Source organism: Bacteroides sp. GM023, from assembly GCF_014750685.1.
Classification (GTDB): Bacteria; Bacteroidota; Bacteroidia; order Bacteroidales; family Bacteroidaceae; genus Bacteroides.
This window is the reverse complement of the sequence record NZ_JAAXGE010000002.1, coordinates 698,168-718,400: the sequence shown is the minus strand read 5'-3', so window position 1 is coordinate 718,400 and position 20,233 is coordinate 698,168. Positions and strand designations below refer to the sequence as shown.

Here is a 20,233-nt window from a genome sequence, read left to right as displayed (position 1 = left end):
TTCAAATGACAATTATGTTAAGTAATAGGCGTAGATGGTAAGCTAGCTACCAAATTAAACGAAAAATGAATGAATTAGTCATTATAGAAAATAAGATATATGAAATCAGAGGTCAAAAGGTTATGCTTGACTTTGACTTAGCAGAGATGTATGAGATTGAAACAAAAAATCTTAATAAAGCAGTGAAAAGAAACATAGAACGCTTTCCTGATGATTTTATGTTTCAATTAACTAAAGAAGAATTATCCAACTTGAGGTTCCAAATTGGAACCTCAAGTTGGGGCGGTAGCCGTTATGCACCTTTCGCCTTCACTCAAGAAGGCGTAGCCATGCTTTCCGGAGTACTTCGAAGCCCTAAAGCCATCGAAGTCAACATCAACATCATGCGAGCCTTCGTTCATATGCGTCAATACCTACTCTCCCACGCCCCGAAGCAGGAACTGGAAGAATTAAAGAAAAGGATTGAATATCTGGAAGAAGACGTATCATCGGACAGAGAAAGCTACGAGAAGCAATTTGATGACTTATTCACCGCCTTTGCCAAATTGAGTGCTGCCATTCAGGTAAAAACCACTCCTTTGGACAGAGTAAAAGTAGAAGGATTTAAAAACAAATAATAAAGAAAAGAGCAATGAGTAAAATTGGAAAAAGAACCATCCTGTTGTTGATGGCACTACCAATCGTAATCAATGTTATGGCACAAGAAACCAAAAAGCCAACACTGGAAGAGTTAATTCCGGGTGGCGAAAGCTACCTTTATGCAGAAAACCTGTACGGGCTGCAATGGTGGGGTGATGAATGTATGAAACCGGGCGTCGATACTCTCTATTCGGTTCAGCCCAAAACCGGGAAAGAGACTATGGTCATCACCCGCGAACAGATTAACAAGGTACTTGCCGAGAACGAAGCAGGGAAGTTGTCACATCTGTACTCTATCCGTTTCCCATGGACGGACAAACCACAAATGCTATTCACAATAGCAGGGAAATTTATTGTATATGACTTTAAAAACAATCAGATTGTCAGCACCCTGAAACTAAAAGAAAAGGCTGATAATGAAGATTATTGCACCGCTAGCGGCAATGTGGCTTATACAATAGGCAATAACCTGTACGTCAATGAGCAAGCAGTGACTAACGAACCCGAAGGCATCGTTTGCGGACAATCCGTGCATCGCAATGAGTTTGGCATTAATAAAGGTACTTTTTGGAGCCCGAAAGGCAATCTGCTAGCCTTCTACCGCATGGATGAAAGCATGGTAACACAATACCCGCTTGTAGATATCACCGCACGTGTGGGAAAAGTGAATAATGTACGCTATCCGATGGCGGGAATGACCAGCCATCAAGTACAAGTAGGCATCTATAATCCTGCAACCGAAAAAAGCATTTACCTGAATACAGGCGACCCTACCGACCGTTACTTTACAAATATCAGCTGGTCGCCGGATGAGAAAAGTCTCTACCTCATAGAAGTGAATCGCGACCAAAATCAGGCCAAACTTTGCCAATACAATGCAGAGACAGGCAATCTGATAGAAGTTCTTTATGAAGAGACGCATCCCAAATACGTCGAACCGCAAAATTCAATCGTATTCTTACCATGGGATGCCACCAAATTTATCTATCAAAGCCAACGTGATGGTTACAACCACCTTTATCTCTTTGATACACGCACCAAGACGTACCCCGAAGTACATTCCTCTGCAACAGGTGGAACATACCAACAGTTCTACAAGGTACGACAGCTGACCAAAGGCAATTGGCTGGTAAAAGACATCCTCGGCTTCAATGCCAAACGCAAAGACATTATCTTCACCGCCATCGAAGGCTTGAAGAGCGGTCACTTTGCAGTAAATATCAGCAGCGGAAAGATGAACCAACCGTTCAGCAACTGCCAGGAAAGTGAGCACAGCGGCGTACTTAACGCATCCGGTACTTATCTTATCGACCGTTATTCTACGAAAGACCAGCCGCGCATCATCAACCTGGTAGATACCAAGGATTTCAAAGAAACCGCCAACCTGCTGACTGCCAAAAGTCCCTACGAAGGCTACCAAATACCAAGCATCGAAACCGGAAGTATCAAAGCAGCCGACGGCACCACCGACCTGCACTACCGTCTCATGAAACCGACAGACTTCGACCCGAACAAGAAATACCCGGTCATTGTCTACGTCTACGGCGGTCCTCACGCACAATGTGTCACTGGTGGATGGCAGAACGGCGCACGCGGATGGGATACTTACATGGCCAACAAAGGCTACATCATGTTCACCATCGACAACCGTGGCAGCAGTAACCGCGGACTGGAATTTGAAAACGCCACCTTCCGCCATCTCGGCATCGAAGAAGGCAAAGACCAGGTGAAAGGTGTAGAATACCTGAAATCCCTGCCCTACGTAGACGGCGAGCGTATCGGCGTACACGGATGGAGCTTTGGCGGCCACATGACCACCGCCCTACTACTCCGTTACCCGGAAATATTCAAAGTAGGCGTTGCCGGCGGCCCTGTAATCGACTGGGGTTACTATGAAATCATGTACGGCGAACGCTATATGGACACTCCCGAAAGCAATCCCGAAGGCTACAAAGAATGTAACCTGAAGAACCACGCCGGACAACTGAAAGGCCACTTGCTGATTATCCATGACGACCACGACGACACATGTGTGCCGCAGCATACACTGTCGTTCATGAAAGCCTGCGTAGATGCCCGCACCTATCCCGACCTGTTCATTTACCCGTGCCACAAGCACAACGTATCAGGCCGTGACCGTGTACATCTGCACGAGAAAATCACCCGGTACTTTGAACAGAACCTGTAACCTGCAAAAAGTAACCGCATCCATATCCAGACAAATAACAGTATAACTTATAACAGTACAAAGATGAAGATATTATTACTAGGCTCGGGCGGCCGCGAACATGCACTGGCATGGAAAATTGCCCAAAGTCCGAAAGTTGAAAAACTATACATTGCCCCGGGTAATGCCGGAACAACTGCCGTAGGCGAGAATGTCAACATCAAAGCAACTGATTTTGAAGCTATCAGCACCTTCGCAAAGGAGAAAAACATCGAAATGATAGTAGTAGGCCCCGAAGACCCGCTGGTAGAAGGCATCTACGACTATTTCCAAAACCGTCCGGAACTGAAGCATATTGCCGTTATCGGCCCTTCGGCAAAAGGAGCGCAATTGGAAGGAAGCAAGGAATTTGCCAAAGGCTTTATGATGCGCCACAATATCCCGACAGCCCGCTACAAAAGCATTACTGCCGAAAACCTTGAAGAAGGACTCTCCTTCCTCGAAACACTGGAAGCTCCCTACGTACTGAAAGCCGACGGTCTTTGTGCCGGAAAAGGCGTTCTTATCCTTCCTACACTGGACGAAGCAAAAAAGGAACTGAAAGAAATGCTAGGTGGAATGTTCGGCTCTGCATCCGCAACCGTTGTTATCGAAGAATTCCTTAGCGGCATCGAATGTTCCGTATTCGTCCTGACAGACGGAGAGAACTACAAAGTCCTTCCCGTAGCTAAAGACTACAAACGTATCGGCGAAGGAGACAAAGGCCTCAACACAGGCGGTATGGGTAGTGTAACCCCTGTTCCATTTGCCGATGAAGCATATATGGAGAAGGTACGCACCCGCATCATCGAACCGACCATCAACGGACTGAAAGAAGAAAACATCACCTACAAAGGCTTCATCTTCCTCGGACTTATCCGAGTGAAAGGCGAACCGATGGTTATCGAATATAACGTCCGCATGGGCGACCCCGAAACAGAAAGCGTGATGCTCCGCATCCAAAGCGATTTCGTTGAACTGCTAGAAGGCACAGCCGCAGGCAACCTGAACGAGAAAACGCTGGTAATGGATCCACGCTCGGCAGGTTGTGTTATCCTCGTCAGCGGCGGTTATCCCGAAGCCTACGAAAAAGGATTCCCCATCAACGGACTGGAACAGGCTGCCGCTACGGACAGCATCATCTTCCATGCCGGAACAGCCCTGAAAGACGGACAAGTAGTAACAAACGGAGGACGTGTCATCGCCGTCTGCTCTTACGGTGCAACGAAAGAAGAAGCTCTGGCACAGAGCTACAAAGTAGCGGATATGATTGACTTCGACAAGAAATATTTCCGTCGCGACATCGGATTCGATTTGTAAAAGAAAACAGATTCCATGGACTGGCAAACAGAGTATTAACACCCTGTTTGCAGGCTATTAATAGTTGGCTCGTCAAGTATTAACAGTTGAGCCGAGAAGTATTAACAGTTGGGAACTCAGGTATTAACACCTGAGAAGTTAGTTGCCAATACCGTTCAGGTAAGCTATTAGTACTCTGAACATCAAGCATTTGCATCTACACAACCCAAAGTAGACAGATAACGAGTGATAGATTCATGAGAAATAAAAAACTACAAAATCAGATAACAGCAGGACGGCTCACCCTGCCTGCCGTTATCTTTATCTGCACCCTCTGCTGGGTGTCGACCTATTTTTTATTTCCCGACCTCACAGCTTCCACCACACGCGAAAGCCTTCCCTCGTTTTGGCAAGCCACCCGTGACTTTCTGCTCCCGAGTTGGGCGGAACGAATTGTCAGTTTTCTTGTCTACGCCGTTATCGGCTATTTCCTGATTGAGCTGAACAATCAATTCGGCATTATCCGCATGAGGGCTTCGATGCAGACGGCTATTTACTTTCTGCTAATCACCGCCTGTCCGGAGATGCATCTGTTATACGCAGGAGACATTGCCGCCCTGGCTTTCCTTATTTCGATTTATTTCTTATTCAGGAGTTATCAACAATCGCGTGCGGCAGGCTATCTGTTCTATTCCTTCCTCTTTATCGGGGCGGGAAGCATCCTTTTTCCCCAACTCACCGTGCTTTCTGTGCTTTGGCTGCTTGAAGCCTATCGGTTTCAGGCGCTTACGCCACGTAGTTTCTGCGGTGCATTGCTCGGATGGATGCTGCCTTACTGGATGCTATTCGGACACGCCTTCTTCTACAATGAAATGGAACTGTTCTACCGGCCTTTCATCGAACTGACAACTTTCGGCGACGTCTTTAACTTACAGATTCTTCAGCCCTGGGAACTGGCAGTGCTCGGCTATCTGCTCGTGCTGTTCATTGTCAGCGCCGTTCATTGTATTGCCGCCGGCTTCGAGGACAAGATACGTACACGCGCCTATCTGCAATTCCTGATAGACCTGACCATCTTCCTCTTCCTGCTGATAGCCATCCAACCGAACTATTGCAGCGATTTGTTGCCGCTACTTATGATAAGTTGCAGCATTCTCATCGGGCACTTTTTTGTACTGACCAACAGTAAAAGCTCCAATGTGTTTTTTATTGTTTCACTGGTCAGCCTCATCCTCTTATTCGCATTTAATATATGGACGCTTTTATAGATTCAATAGTACAACTCCTCATAGAGTGGGGACTCCCGGGATTATTCATCTCGGCTTTACTGGCAGGAAGCATCGTGCCCTTCAGTTCCGAACTGGTACTGGTGACATTAGTGAAACTCGGCCTGCCCCCTGTCGCCTGCCTGCTGTCTGCCACTTTAGGCAATACAGTCGGCGGAATGACGTGTTACTATATGGGACGTCTGGGCAAAATAAGCTGGATTGAGAAATATTTCAAAGTAAAGAAAGAAAAAGTAGATAAAATGGTAAACTTCCTGCAAGGTAAAGGAGCATTGATGGCATTCTTTGCCTTCCTTCCTGCCATCGGGGAAGTAATTGCCATTGCACTGGGATTTATGCGGAGCAATACATGGATTACCGTAGCTTCCATGTTTGTCGGCAAATTAGTACGTTATATTCTTCTGCTGTATGTGCTCGAAAGCGCCTGGGACGCAGTGGCAGGATAAAGGTTTTAAGTATCAAGTATTGAATATCAAGTGTTAGGTATAAAGCATTAGATATCAAGCATTAAGTATAAAGTATTAGATATCAGATATTATCAAGTATCATCAGGTAACAGAGATTGCGTAATGGAAAGAATTATTGAGAAAACCGAGGACGGGAGTGCTACCCTATTTGTACCGGAATTGAATGAACATTATCATTCAACGAAAGGAGCACGCACAGAATCTCAACATATTTTCATTGATATGGGGTTGAAAGCTTCTGCCGCCATCTCTCCACGCGTTCTTGAGATAGGTTTGGGCACAGGACTAAATGCCTGGCTCACCCTCGAAGAAGCAGAGAAAAGCGGCCGCAACGTGCACTATACAGGCTTGGAACTATATCCTTTAGAATGGCAGACAGTGGAACAACTGAACTACATCCCGAATGATGAACAATTAACGGTAAACGGTGAACAGCAACCGGCCATCGAGCTATTCAAACAGCTCCACACATCTCCCTGGGAAGAAGAAGTACGACTTACTCCACACTTCACCTTACGGAAAGTACAGGCAGACTTCAATAAATTGAGAATAAAGAATGGAGAGTTGAAAGAGAACATCACCAATGACAGCGCAGCCATTTCTCAATTCTCAATTCTCAACTCTCAATTTAATCTCGTCTACTTCGACGCCTTCGCCCCGGAAAAGCAGCCGGAAATGTGGTCGCAAGAACTATTCAACCGCCTTTATGTTTTATTAGCTAAAGACGGTATCCTCACCACCTACTGCGCGAAAGGCATTATACGACGAATGTTGCAGACAGCCGGTTTCCTCGTAGAACGTCTTCCAGGCCCGCCGGGTGGTAAACGGGAGATTTTACGCGCCCGTAAACAAGAGTAAAAACAAGATTAGATAGAAACAACCCTCGAAATAAAAGAAAGCCATGAAAAAACAACTAAAAGATATGAGAACGCTTCTTCTCCTTGGTTCCTGCCTGCTACTGGCAGCCTGCACAGGACGTGCGTCCAAAAGCAATAACGGCGATGAAGAAAAGCCGGTAATTACCGTCACACTCGAACCGCAGCGTTATTTCACCGAAGCCATCGCAGGAGACAAGTTCAAGGTAATCAGCATGGTTCCCAAAGGTTCCAGCCCGGAGACATATGACCCTGTCCCCCAGCAACTGGTTTCCCTGGGAGATAGCAAAGCATATTTCCGCATCGGATACATCGGCTTCGAACAGACTTGGATGGAACGCCTAATGAACAACACGCCCCATATCCAAGTATTCGATACCTCCAAAGGCATCGATCTCATCCTGAACAACGGCGACCATGACCACGGACACGGACATGGCCCCCATGACGGTCATACCCACGCCGTAGAGCCGCATGTATGGAATTCTACCGCCAATGCATTAATCATCGCCGGAAACACCTACAAAGCCCTCAGCCAACTGGATAAAGCCAACGATACATACTACATGGCACGTTACGACTCCCTCTGCCAGCGTATCCAGCATACCGACAGCCTGATTCGCCAACAGCTTTCCGCACCGGAAGCTGCCAAAGCCTTTATGATTTACCATCCGGCACTCTCCTACTTCGCCCGTGACTACGGATTGCATCAGATTTCTATTGAAGAAGGTGGCAAAGAACCTTCTCCCGCCCACTTGAAAGAACTGATAGACCTCTGCCAAACTGAAGATGTGCGTGTCATCTTCGTGCAACCGGAATTTGACAAACGCAATGCGGAAACCATCGCGCAGCAAACCGGAACGAAGGTTGTTCCCATCAATCCGTTAAGCTACGACTGGGAAGAAGAAATGTTGAATGTAGCCAAAGCCCTTGCCCCGCAAGCAGCCGCAAAGTAAGCGTAAAGTAGGTGCAAACAGCCGTAAACTAGAAGTATAAAGAATAAACCCAGCCATTTCCAACAATGAAACCAATAATCGAAATAAAGAATCTTTCTGCCGGATATGACGGCCACACTGTTCTCCACGACGTCAACCTGAACGTCTACGAACGGGATTTTCTAGGTATTATCGGTCCCAACGGTGGCGGAAAGACGACACTTATCAAGTGCATCCTCGGCCTGCTACCGCTCACAGGGGGAGAAATCATCTTTCACACCCCTGCAGAAAAGGCTTCCAACACCCAGCTTTCACTTGGCTATCTGCCGCAATACAGCACTATCGACCGTAAATTCCCGATTTCGGTGGAAGAAGTTATCCTGTCAGGATTGAGCATACAAAAGTCCCTTATCTCCCGGTTTATACCCGAACAGAGAGAAAAAGGGAAAGAAATCATCTCCCGCATGGGACTTGAAGGCCTTGAACACCGCTCTATCGGGCAACTCAGCGGTGGACAATTACAACGTGCCCTATTGGGACGCGCCATCATCTCCGACCCCGCAGTCCTGATTCTCGACGAGCCAAGCACTTATATCGACAAGCGTTTCGAAGCCCGTCTCTACGAACTGCTGGCAGAAATCAACAAAGATTGCGCTATTATCCTCGTCAGCCATGACATCGGCACAGTGCTCCAGCAAGTAAAGTCCATCGCTTGTGTCAATGAAACACTGGATTATCACCCCGATACGGTTGTCACCACCGAATGGCTGGAGAAGAATTTCAACTGCCCTATCGAGCTGTTAGGACACGGTACGTTGCCGCACCGCATTTTGGGCGAACATCATCATCACCATTGAACTACGCCATATCATAAAATCCAACTCCTCACTTTGGCGAGTCCCAGTTTGTAGAGACAAAGTTGTTCCCCACCGAGGAACAACCTGTTCGGCACCGAGGAACACATTGTTTCTCACCGAGGAACAACTCGTTGGTCGGTGAGGAAGAAACTATACACCCGTTATACTTAATAAATCTTACTTTCTTCTGCATTATATAGTTAAATCACTATCTTTGCGACCGCATAACGCGTTTTTAACGAATAAACTACCATAGTGCTAATGAAACAGTACAGAACCGTAAACAACCTTATGGGTTGGCTTACATTCATCATTGCGGCGACAGTCTATTGTCTCACGATAGAGCCGACCGCAAGTTTCTGGGATTGCCCTGAGTTTATAACCACCGGCTACAAACTGGAAGTCGGTCACCCGCCCGGCGCACCTTTCTTTATGCTGATGGCGAATCTGTTTACCCAATTTGCTTCCGACGTAACCACCGTTGCGAAAATGGTGAATTATATGAGTGCCCTGATGAGTGGCGCCTGTATCCTGTTCCTCTTTTGGAGCATCACCCACCTGGTTCGCAAACTGATTATCACTGACGAAAACAATATCACTAAAGGACAGCTTGTCACCATCATGGGCAGCGGACTGGTCGGCGCACTGGTCTATACGTTTAGTGACACATTCTGGTTCTCGGCTGTAGAAGGCGAAGTATATGCTTTCTCCTCCCTGTTTACCGCAGTCGTTTTCTGGCTGATTCTGAAGTGGGAAGACGTAGCCAATCAGCCGCACAGTGACCGTTGGATTATCCTGATTGCTTATCTGACAGGATTAAGTATCGGCGTGCACTTGCTGAACCTGCTTTGTCTGCCTGCCATCGTACTGGTATATTACTACAAGAAAACACCGAATGCCACTGCAAAAGGCTCTTTAATAGCACTCTTCGGTTCAATGGTACTCGTTGCAGCCGTGCTTTACGGCATCGTGCCGGGTATTGTGAAAGTAGGCGGCTGGTTCGAACTGTTGTTCGTCAACGGACTCGGCATGTCGTTCAATTCGGGTGTAGTAGTTTATATCATCCTGCTTGCAGCTTCTCTTATTTGGGGTGTATACGAAAGTTATACCGAAAAGAGCAAGATGCGTATGGCAATCTCCTTTATCCTGACGATTGCCCTGCTCGGTATCCCATTCTACGGACATGGAGCAAGCAGTATCATTATCGGTATTTTGGTTATCGCCGTACTGGGCATCTATCTTGCTCCGCAGGTACAGGCGCAAATCAAAGAAAAATGGCGTATTTCCGCCCGCACTATGAATACAGCATTGCTGTGCACCATGATGATTGTAATCGGATATTCTTCTTACGCGCTAATCGTTATCCGCTCTACCGCCAACACTCCGATGGACCAGAACTCACCGGAAGACATCTTCACGCTGGGCGAATACCTTGGCCGCGAACAATATGGAACACGTCCGTTATTCTATGGCCCTGCTTTCTCTTCGAAAGTGGCACTTGACGTAAAAGACGGATATTGCGTTCCTCGCCAAACAGAAACGGGAAGCAAATATGTCCGCAAGGAAAAGACTTCACCGGACGAAAAAGACTCTTATATCGAACTCCCGGGACGTGTCGAATACGAATACGCACAGAATATGCTTTTCCCGCGTATGTACAGCTCGTCACACGCCCCGCTCTACAAGCAATGGGTAGACATAAAAGGCTATGACGTGCCCTACGACCAATGTGGAGAAATGGTAATGGTAAATATGCCTACCCAATGGGAGAATATCAAGTTCTTCTTCTCCTACCAGTTGAATTTCATGTACTGGCGATACTTCATGTGGAACTTTGCCGGACGGCAGAATGACATACAGAGCACCGGAGAAATAGAACATGGCAACTGGATTACCGGTATTCCGTTTATCGATAACCTGCTCGTAGGCAATCAGGAATTGCTTCCACAGGATCTCAAAAGTAACAAGGGGCATAATGTATTCTACTGCCTGCCGCTGATTCTCGGCTTGATAGGACTCTTTTGGCAGGCTTATCACAGCCAGCGGGGTATCCAGCAATTCTGGGTAGTATTCTTCCTGTTCTTTATGACAGGTATCGCTATCGTGCTCTACCTCAACCAAACGCCTGCACAGCCCCGTGAGCGAGACTACGCCTATGCCGGTTCGTTCTATGCCTTCGCCATCTGGATAGGTATGGGAGTGGCAGGTATCATCCGCATGCTGCGTGATTACTGCAAGATGCAGGAACTTCCGGCAGCAGTCCTGGCTTCTGTTCTCTGTCTGCTTGTCCCCATCCAAATGGCTGGACAAACCTGGGACGACCACGACCGTAGCGGACGTTTCGTAGCACGCGACTTCGGTCAGAACTACCTGATGACTTTGCAGGAAAAAGGTAACCCGATAATCTACACCAACGGTGACAACGATACTTTCCCATTGTGGTACAATCAGGAAACAGAAGGCTTCCGTACAGATGCACGCACCTGTAACCTTAGCTATCTGCAGACCGACTGGTACATCGACCAGATGAAGCGTCCGGCTTACGACTCTCCGTCTCTTCCTATCACTTGGGATCGTGTGCAATATGTGGAAGGACAGAATGAGTATATCTCTATCCGCCCTGAAATGAAAAACCTGATTGACAGCTACTTCAAGCAAGCAAATGAACTGGCTGCACAGGGAGACACCACTATATTGTCGCTCGTTCACTCCATCTTCGGTGAGAATCCTTATGAACTGAAGGAAATCATCAACCGCTGGATGCTCGGCAAGAACGACCAACTGAAGGAGCTTCTTAAAAAGTCCGGCAAGGACATACAATTACCGCTTATCCCTACGGACAGCATCGTAATGAAGATAGACAAGGAAGCAGTACGCCGCTCCGGCATGAAGATACCGGAAGCTTTGGGCGACTCTATCCCCGAATATATGACTATCACCTTGAGAGACGCCAACGGCAACCCGAAACGTGCCCTCTACAAGAGCGAATTGATGATGCTCGAAATGCTTGCCAACGCTAACTGGGAACGTCCTATCTACATGGCAATCACCGTAGGCAGCGAGAATCACCTTGGCATGGGCAACCACTTCACACAAGAAGGTCTCGCCTACCGCTTCACTCCGTTCGATACGGACAAACTCGACAGCAAGATAGACAGCGAGAAGATGTACGACAACCTGATGAACAAGTTCAAGTTCGGCGGCATCGACAAACCGGGTATCTACATTGACGAGAACGTGATGCGCATGTGCTACACACATCGCCGTATCTTCACGCAGCTTGTAGGACAACTCATCAAAGAAGGCAAGAAAGACAAGGCTCTTGCCGCCCTTGACTATGCCGAAAAGATGATTCCGGCCTTCAACGTACCGTATGACTGGGCAAACGGCGCTTTCCAAATGGCAGAATCTTATTATCAACTGGAACAAACCGAGAAGGCCAACAAGATTATCGACGAACTTGCCAACAAGTCGCTCGAATACATGATTTGGTATCTCAGCCTGACTGATAATCAGCTTGCCATCGCCAGCGAGAATTTCGTATATAACGCCAGCTTGCTTGACGCCGAAATCCGCTTAATGGAGAAATACAAATCAGCAGAACTCGCAAAACACTACTCCGAACAACTCGACCAACTATACAACGAGTATGTTACGAGAATGAAAGGGAAATAAGTAAGTATGAAGTATCAGGTATTAAGTATGAATCGCAGCTGTTAACCAGCTCTTCCGCACGGAATAATACTTAATGCCTGATACCTGATACTCAAAAAAATCACAATCGCAATGTTTATAGAACAACCACCCTGGCTTTTACGGGCGTTGTATCCACAAGCTATCTTCCGTATGGACCCGAACGAGCGGGCAGTCTACCTGACTTTTGACGACGGTCCTATTCCCGAAGTTACTCCCTGGGTACTGGATGTACTGGAAAAGCATTCCATTAAAGCTACCTTTTTCATGGTAGGCGACAATATACAAAAGCACCCGGATGAATACCGGATGGTAGTGGAACACGGACACCGCATCGGTAACCACACTTTCAACCACATCCGCGGGTTCGAATATTCCAACCCGGATTACCTGGCAAACGCCCGGAAAGTGGATGAAATTATCCATTCAGACCTTTTCCGTCCGCCACACGGACACATGGGATTCCGGCAGTATTATACGCTACGCTATCATTACCGCATCATTATGTGGGATCTTGTAACCCGCGATTACAGTAAACGGATGCGCCCGGAACAAGTACTGAACAACGTAAAGCGATATGCCCGCAATGGTTCCATCATCACCTTCCACGACTCTCTGAAATCCTGGAACAACGGAAACCTGCAATATGCACTTCCCCGCTCCATCGAATTCCTGAAAGCAGAAGGATACGAATTTAAAGTATTCTAACTCGCAAGAATAAAGAACCGTTTCTCGCAAGAGAATTCGAAAAAATATAAAAGCCGAAGCCTTACGCCCCGGCTTTTCTTTATAAGGAGCCACTTTCCAGCTCAAATCCGAAAGATAACCGTTTAAGCTATCATCCGGGCATTGCAACGCAGATTCGCCCGATAAAAGGCAAAAAACAGCCAAAACGGTATATCTTTCAAAGAATATGAACCATTATTGTTCTCTCCAAACTTATTTTTTATAAATTTGCACCGGACTCTTCCGCAGAAAGCCTCCGGGTGGTGTGGGGAGAGTCGTTTATATAGAGAAGACGTTTACTAGCGTTTGTCATTCGTATTCAAAACTTCGCACACTTTGACCCCGAAATGACGAACAGCAACTAAGACGTCCTCCTGATGTGTATTTATATGCATCCGTGCCCCGCTTCGACCAAACAAAGGGGGGTTACGGATGTTGTACATATCGGCGTGGGCTTTCTGCGTTGCTCGTTCTCGGGGTAGGGCATTGCGAAGGCCTTGAATTCGGAACGAGCGAAGGTGAGAGATTCCCACGCCTTTTCCATATATTCCTGCCATCTTTATTATTATTTGCCATCCAATGGGAATCAGGAGACACACATAAGCAGAATAGGCATGATTCATGCGGGACAACTTATTGAACGCACGCTTCACGAACAAGGACGCACAGTGACCTGGTTCGCTACCCAGTTATGCTGTACACGCCCCAACGTCTATAAGATATTCAAGAAAGAGAATATCGACATTCATCTGCTTTGGCGTATCTCCTATATCCTCGGGCACGACTTCTTCCGCGACTTATCCGACAGTATCAGTACCGACAACAATACTGCCAGTGTATCCAAATAGGATACAATTCCGTATCGTTCTTGGAACTATGCTTTCCCCCGTTCATGCATTCCTTTCGCATACCTTTGCGAACATATTAACATATAATCACAAAGGGACATGAAAATGAAAAAATTAATCTTAGTTATTTCACTTGCCTTTATCGGTGCAATCGGAGCATATGCACAGAAAACGACCGTGAGAATGCAAGAGACACAAGCTCGCTTGCTGGATGTCACTTCCAACGCTTATGTAAAGCCACTCACAGTAGAGCTGCTGATAGACAAGTCCAAAGGACGTGTCAAGGATGAATGGACGCTCACAAGAGAGCAAGCCGAGCAAGAAATGAACGGAGACTTGATAAATATCCGTAGTTACGCCATCTATATGTCTTCTCAAAAGCATAATGCTGACGTGATAGTAGCCGCCACATTCAATGTCAAGACAAATGAAGATGGTAACGGATATAAAGTAACGGTGATTGGCTATCCTGCAACCTTCATCAACTGGAAAACGGCGGAAGCATCCGACTACGAATGGATACGTATGGAAAAGACACTCACAACAGCAGACAAAGACAAGATTGCCGCCGTCATCAAATAAACGAAAAAGAAAATCATAGTAAAATCACAGTAATAATCAAATAGAATTTCAACATGAAAAAACTATTATCATTGGCAGCCGCATGCTTATTGTGTGCAGGAATGCAAGCTCAAATCGTATCGTCCAGAAGTGTTAGTATCAAATCTGCCCAAAAACAACCATCGGAAACTCAATGGTTCCTGCGTGGCGGACTGAATGTGATGAAGTTCACCGGAGATGGCGCAGAAGACACTGGCAGTAAACTCGGTTACAACTTCGTCTACGGTTTTCAGAAGCCAATCAGTACAGTAGGCACTTATTGGGGAATGGAATTCGGGCTGGGTTCCCGTGGTTGGGGAACCTTTGAGGATGGCTACAAAGTCAGCCAAATGGCACACAATGTACAAGTATCTCCGTTCACATTCGGATACAAGTACAATATCACAGATGCCGTGGCTATCGACGCGCACCTGGGTGCTTACGTCAGCTTCGACTATGTAGGAAAATATAAGGAAGAGGAAGATGGTGAAGAAGTAGGTAGTGCCAACATCGGTGACTGGGAAGATTGGAAGCGCTTCGATGCCGGTATGAATATCGGTGTAGGTCTTTGGTACAGCCGTTTCAACCTCGATTTCACTTATCAGCGCGGATTTATCAAGACCTGGGAATGTAACACCAGCAATGTACTGATCCGCCTGGGTGTAGCCTTCTAACCGGAGTTAACATAGAACCTTGATTATATCATTTTTACAGCGTTCACGCTCTTTTCTCTCTACAGAAGGGACGTGAATGCTGTTTTGTCTAACAAAACAATGAAAAGTAGCATGTTCAAACAACGATTATGGATACTTTCCTTTCTCCTCGCAGGAATAACTCTCCAGGCGACTGCCCAAACATTTACCGAACAGGGGAAGACCTATCCTGTCAGCACAGATGGCAACAAATACGTAGTCACCGGCTTTACTCCTTTCAGCCAACTGAGCGACGAGGGAATTTTCGCCAACACTCTATTATGGACTGTAGAAAATGTTTGTCCCAAACTTCGCGAAGGAATAACTGAAGTAAACGTACCTGCCAAAAACTTCAAATGCGACCTGATACTCAACTCTCCGGCAGATTCAAAACAAAACAATACGTACTACTGCAAAGCCACTTTTCGTGTAGCAAGCGGCAAACTGATCTACTACATCTCCGATATCCTGATTGAATCATCAGTATTCGTAATGAAAAAGGTCACTCCGATGGAGAAGCTATCACCGGAAAAAAAGCCAGCGCATAAGGAAATAATGGACGACTTCGTACAAGCCGAATCACTCATACTCAATAAGATGTTCGACTTCGTTGCAAGTAACCAACTTTCCCCTATCACCCACTGGAACGAAATCAGTATCAGCAAGCCCGTGCAAGGTATGACCCCAGATGAATGTCGGCTAGCTTTCGGCAAACCGCAGACGATTCTCGAATCAAATGGCGAAATACAATGGATGTATTCCAGTTCTTTCTACCTTTTCTTCAAGAACGGACGCGTGGAGACGATTATCAAATAGATCAAATTAAAACCAAACAGTTATGAAAACATTATGTAAACTGACTACCTGTGTAGTCGCAGTATTACTATCATTCAACATCTATTCCTGCGGAGACGATGACGAAGATTCCGTAGGCTCAAGAGATTTATTACTAGGAACATGGAACGGTATACATTATATCGATCAGACATGGGAAGATGGTGAAATGGTAAATAACAATAAGGAAGACTTTGTAAACGGAACCAACCGTTATTCCATCGAATTCAAGGAAGACGGTACTTATGTAGAAAAGGATGTTTATAACACCACTACTGGAAGTGCGAATTACTACCACGGCACTTGGAGTTATTCAGGCAATAAGTTGACAATAGTCGATACTGACGATGATAATTACACAGAAGTATGGACAGTAACCAAGATGACAGATAATGAATTAGTTTATGAACTCCGCGAAAAAGGAAAAGAAGACGGGAGCACATACGAATATTACGAACAGTTTGCCTTTACCAGATAATCTAAGGGTACTATAATCATAAAAGAGGGGTGTTCTATTCACATTTCGACACCCTTAACCAAGCATCCTATAGTGCATGCCGAGCATACAAAAAGAATAGCTGTTTTATCACAAAACAGCTATTCCACTTAATTAATGTAAGCTAAATCTCCTTTGAGGAATTTATGATTCAGCTTGTTTTTAAGCTCGCTCGCTTACACATATTCAAAACATGTTATTTACTAACCAGTTTACTCGTTTCAATTCGAGTAGCAGTGCTATTTCCTGTTCTCATCATACTCCTCATAGCTCTTGCGGTTGACTTAGTCATAACAGGCATTCTCATAAAAGGATCATCTCCTTTAAAAGTGTACATACCATCCGGAGCCTCTCCAAAATAATTGGCGCCTACTACCGGCATAGGTCCCTGACCAATATCAACTTGCCCATTCATCCATTGCACACTTCCATCAGCCTGTAATTGACCAATATAACAAATATAACCACTACCACCGACATAATAGACTTTACCGCCCATTTCAATACGCCCATAGAACATTATATTATATTCAGAACCATCAGCATCTGTAAAAACACCAATATTTTCCTGAGAAGTAATATAAATAAGTCCACTATTCGCATCAAAATTAGCTCGTATCGCAAATTCCGGGTTAACGGCAACAACCGATTTACCCCAACTCGTTACCTTATAAGTAGTCCCGGCAGTAGCTTGGGCAATAGACAGATTATAAGTAAACGCCGTTCCATTATCATATCCTGTCAATGCCCAGTTTCCTATATAATCAGAATAAATAGGCGGTCTTTGGGTCACATCAATAGTAGTAGTCAAAGTCTCGGAAGTAAGAGTAACGACTGCCGTTCGGGCAGGTTCTCCACTATTATCCCCGGCCTTCAAAGTAATAGAAGTCTCATCTTTTGTTACCGTTAACCATGTCTTATCGGATACGGCTGTAAAAGCTAGTGTACTTTCTATCTTAATAGTGAGCTCATCTCCAGCATTATACATAACTATATCCGTCTTTTCAGGGATCAATACAATCCCCGATTGCGTCACTGTTATTTCCGTTTCCAAATCTCCGCTTTTCAGTTTCACATTTGTAGACAAATTATCTAATGTGTAATTCTGCTGTGCAGTAAAGATCAGTTTATCTTTATCTACCCTGGCAGAAAGCCAGGATACATTAGCAGGAACAAATGCCTCAAGCGCCAATGCACTCTCCACTGAGATTTCCTGAGTTCCTCCGTGAGCATCAAACGTAACTATATCCGTTTCAGCAATAGGTATTCTGTTACCGGGTTGAGTAATGGGAAAAGCAACGCTTTCTGTTCCTTTAATTACAGTAATCAGTGCCGTACGTCCTTCCAATCCTTTATTGACTTCAACATTCAGCGTCACCGTCTTGCCTGAAATACTGGCAACACACCAGCCCTGATCCGATAACACCTTGTCTCCTTCCTCGGATAAAGTAACAGTCAACGTTCCTCCGGCAGCCGTAACATCTACATCTCTCCCCGTGATTGCAACTCCCGATGCAGCATTGTCCGAGTCATCGTCACAGGAGACAATGCAGACACAGAGCAATAGCATAAGTATATTCACTAATTTCTTCATAACGTCTTGCTTTTAATCTAATTAATTATCTATTTTCTGCAACACCGGAGTCGGTATCTGGAGTATTCCTCCACTTGATGTTGAACTACCCGGCGCTCCCGTAAATCTCCAGAATAAGAGTGAATCGGCTGAACCATATACTCCATTATCCTTGAATCTTATGGTCAAAGGTTGCCCGTCTTCAGAAACTATAAAGCCATTCAGCCCTGAGCCTACCGCCCATGTCAAATAACCCGCGGTTGCATCCCAAGGACAGAGATAAATATAGTAACCACCGTATATTCCCAAATACTGGAAAAGCACGTCAAAACAGTTTGTATTGTAATTATATGTCAGCTCCAAGTTAAAGGCCGGTAGCCCGCTAAGAGTGTAGCTGGCCCCTTCAACCTTCTGAGAAATAGTTGCGTTAATACGAGTTGACCCATATGTCATAACATAATTACCAATATATTTCGGATAATCGGCCGGTGAATAGAACTCAACAACTGCATCCACTCCCTCGTCAGTACAGATGAAAGAACGATTATCGTTATTCCAACGGAATTCAGACATTGCTACTCCATTCATTTCCAGTGGTTCCAGCATTCTGATACCTTCTGCAGTATAGATAAAAGGATAGTAAGTAGTAGTTGCTTGTCCCCTGTCATCCACCTTTGTTGTAGTCAAGGCATGTTCGGAACGGAGCATTGTTACAACTTCAGTGCCACCGATCTTTAATTTATAGGTCAAATAAGGCGCTGCATTCTTTACTTGGGCAATACTATTCAGATAGGTTTGCCAGGTAACATTTTCCGGCATGGGGGTCATTGTCAATGTAACTCCATGCTTCTTCCCTGTCAGTAAAATCTCTTCTTTCGATACACTTCTGAATATAAATTCATAGTCACCCTGATACCCCGGATCCGTATAACTATTGGGTTCGCAGAACATATGAATCAGTTCATTGTAAGAGTCAAAACTTAATTCTGTTCCTTGAAAAGAATTCACTTTATATAAGGACGTGCATACCTCTCCAATATTATAGTTGCCAGTAGCCATTTCTGAAACCATCTCTACTTTCTCACCATCAAATTTAGCAATCAAGCTATATCCTCCAGACTCGCCTTTCTGACCGGGATAATACTCCAGAAGCCAACCATTGGGTGCACTCTGCAACATCGCTTGACATTCTTCTACAGAAGCCATCGCCCGCTGAGCCGAGGAGTTATCAAACATATCGTCTTCGCTAAACAAGCAAGATTGCATCAGCAGACACAAACAGGCTAGTAAGCCATATAATTTTATATCCTTCATACACGTTTATCATTTAATTGTACTTAAATCCAGTTCTGATATTTCACCCTGACGACGTTGAACTATCCTACGGAGCTCGTCCAAATCCACTCCCCAGGAATCGCGCATATAGTTATATACAATTTCAAACTTCTTATCCAAAATCGGGCGCCCCGTCTCTCCTGCCAGGCTCAACCTGTATTCCCAATCTTCAGGGGTATTTGTCACATAAATGGAAACCATCTCTGCAAAATCCTCGGTTGCACGATCCATTGCATAATTTGAGATACATCCCTTTTTCAATGCGTCGACTATACTTACATGGTTCCAGGTAGATCCTACATAATCGGATTCACTAATACGGTCAAAGGCTGGATCATAAGCTTTCGTTTGGTTCAATATATGGGTGAATTCATGATGCATAGTCTTGAAATAGTATTCATTCAATTGGTCAACATCAATATTATTGAAATCCAATTCATTCACACGGAAAAGAAGCACCTTCAAGCCACCTTCCGCCTGTCCCAATATCATGCCTGATTCCGTATAAGCCACATTACCGATCAACTGAATTAATCTTGGAACATAAGTTCTGGTGTTATCAACTCCCCATAGTTCATCATAAGCTTCCATCCACACATGTTTCACTACTTTCATCAATGCCACCGCATTATCATAATCGGCCGGTACCAAGTCATATTTCACATCCGTCTCTGTATCATCCAAACGATACTTTACCTGTACATTGTACGGATTAACATAGTTGGTAAGAAGCCATTTATCAAAACCATTGGGTTCTTCTTGCGTAATATCAAAGATACTGTTCTTAGTATCAATATCTTCGTCATTGTTGCACGAAACAAAGCATCCGGCAACAACCATCAGGAATACATAAATCAAATATTTCTTCATAA

At 45.3% G+C, this 20,233-nt stretch carries 18 protein-coding genes; 15 read left to right on the top strand and 3 right to left on the bottom strand.

The features are described 5' to 3' along the window. Nucleotides 1–65 precede the first annotated feature (65 nt). From HC965_RS05295 to HC965_RS05225, 15 genes are all read left to right on the top strand, one after another. Nucleotides 66–617 (top strand): ORF6N domain-containing protein, encoded by a 552-nt coding sequence (locus HC965_RS05295; RefSeq protein WP_191030470.1) that lies wholly within the window; start codon nt 66–68, stop codon nt 615–617. A 14-nt stretch (nt 618–631) separates the two neighbouring features. Next, nucleotides 632–2,827 (top strand): DPP IV N-terminal domain-containing protein, encoded by a 2,196-nt coding sequence (locus HC965_RS05290; RefSeq protein WP_191030469.1) that lies wholly within the window; start codon nt 632–634, stop codon nt 2,825–2,827. Nucleotides 2,828–2,890: 63 nt separating this feature from the next. Beyond that, a complete protein-coding gene (gene purD, locus HC965_RS05285) occupies nt 2,891–4,165 on the top strand; it encodes a phosphoribosylamine--glycine ligase (protein WP_191030468.1) in 1,275 nt (424 codons plus the stop codon). 236 nt (nt 4,166–4,401) lie between these two features. Beyond that, nucleotides 4,402–5,412 (top strand): hypothetical protein, encoded by a 1,011-nt coding sequence (locus HC965_RS05280; RefSeq protein ID WP_191030467.1) that lies wholly within the window; start codon nt 4,402–4,404, stop codon nt 5,410–5,412. Then, entirely contained in the window at nt 5,397–5,876 is a 480-nt protein-coding gene (locus tag HC965_RS05275) for a YqaA family protein (protein ID WP_167960946.1), read from the top strand. Before HC965_RS05280 ends, HC965_RS05275 begins: the two co-directional genes overlap by 16 nt. Before the next feature lie 123 nt (nt 5,877–5,999). Next, nucleotides 6,000–6,755 (top strand): tRNA (5-methylaminomethyl-2-thiouridine)(34)-methyltransferase MnmD, encoded by a 756-nt coding sequence (gene mnmD, locus HC965_RS05270; protein WP_191030466.1) that lies wholly within the window; start codon nt 6,000–6,002, stop codon nt 6,753–6,755. Between the two features lie 43 nt (nt 6,756–6,798). Continuing rightward, the gene (locus HC965_RS05265; protein WP_191030465.1) at nt 6,799–7,728 is read left to right on the top strand and encodes a metal ABC transporter solute-binding protein, Zn/Mn family; all 930 of its coding nucleotides are present in this window, start codon (nt 6,799–6,801) and stop codon (nt 7,726–7,728) included. Nucleotides 7,729–7,793: 65 nt separating this feature from the next. Further along, nucleotides 7,794–8,564 carry a metal ABC transporter ATP-binding protein gene (locus HC965_RS05260; RefSeq protein WP_191030464.1) on the top strand — a complete coding sequence of 257 codons (771 nt, stop codon included), beginning with the start codon at nt 7,794–7,796 and terminating at the stop codon, nt 8,562–8,564. Nucleotides 8,565–8,825: 261 nt separating this feature from the next. Next, nucleotides 8,826–12,239, top strand: coding sequence for a protein O-mannosyl-transferase family (locus tag HC965_RS05255; protein WP_191030463.1), 3,414 nt, complete (start codon nt 8,826–8,828; stop codon nt 12,237–12,239). A gap of 111 nt (nt 12,240–12,350) precedes the next feature. Beyond that, nucleotides 12,351–12,965 carry a polysaccharide deacetylase family protein gene (locus HC965_RS05250; protein ID WP_191030462.1) on the top strand — a complete coding sequence of 205 codons (615 nt, stop codon included), beginning with the start codon at nt 12,351–12,353 and terminating at the stop codon, nt 12,963–12,965. Nucleotides 12,966–13,597: 632 nt separating this feature from the next. Then, nucleotides 13,598–13,831, top strand: coding sequence for a hypothetical protein (locus HC965_RS05245; RefSeq protein ID WP_191030461.1), 234 nt, complete (start codon nt 13,598–13,600; stop codon nt 13,829–13,831). A 99-nt stretch (nt 13,832–13,930) separates the two neighbouring features. Further along, nucleotides 13,931–14,413 carry a hypothetical protein gene (locus HC965_RS05240; protein ID WP_191030460.1) on the top strand — a complete coding sequence of 161 codons (483 nt, stop codon included), beginning with the start codon at nt 13,931–13,933 and terminating at the stop codon, nt 14,411–14,413. A gap of 53 nt (nt 14,414–14,466) precedes the next feature. Beyond that, entirely contained in the window at nt 14,467–15,105 is a 639-nt protein-coding gene (locus tag HC965_RS05235) for a porin family protein (protein WP_191030459.1), read from the top strand. A gap of 111 nt (nt 15,106–15,216) precedes the next feature. Next, nucleotides 15,217–15,939: a hypothetical protein gene (locus tag HC965_RS05230; RefSeq protein WP_191030735.1), complete on the top strand. Its 723-nt coding sequence runs from the start codon at nt 15,217–15,219 to the stop codon at nt 15,937–15,939. A gap of 22 nt (nt 15,940–15,961) precedes the next feature. After that, complete coding sequence (locus HC965_RS05225) at nt 15,962–16,435, top strand: lipocalin family protein (RefSeq protein WP_191030458.1); 474 nt, start codon at nt 15,962–15,964, stop codon at nt 16,433–16,435. 214 nt (nt 16,436–16,649) lie between these two features. On the opposite strand, the gene HC965_RS05220 is transcribed toward HC965_RS05225, so the two are convergent. Genes HC965_RS05220 through HC965_RS05210 form a run of 3 tightly spaced genes read right to left on the bottom strand, consistent with a single transcriptional unit; the run spans nt 16,650 to nt 20,231 of the window. Then, nucleotides 16,650–18,047: a BACON domain-containing protein gene (locus tag HC965_RS05220; protein ID WP_191030457.1), complete on the bottom strand. Its 1,398-nt coding sequence runs from the start codon at nt 18,045–18,047 to the stop codon at nt 16,650–16,652. Nucleotides 18,048–18,068: 21 nt separating this feature from the next. Next, nucleotides 18,069–19,340 carry a DUF4302 domain-containing protein gene (locus HC965_RS05215; RefSeq protein ID WP_191030456.1) on the bottom strand — a complete coding sequence of 424 codons (1,272 nt, stop codon included), beginning with the start codon at nt 19,338–19,340 and terminating at the stop codon, nt 18,069–18,071. A 9-nt stretch (nt 19,341–19,349) separates the two neighbouring features. After that, entirely contained in the window at nt 19,350–20,231 is an 882-nt protein-coding gene (locus HC965_RS05210; protein WP_191030455.1) for a putative zinc-binding metallopeptidase, read from the bottom strand. Nucleotides 20,232–20,233 lie beyond the last annotated feature (2 nt).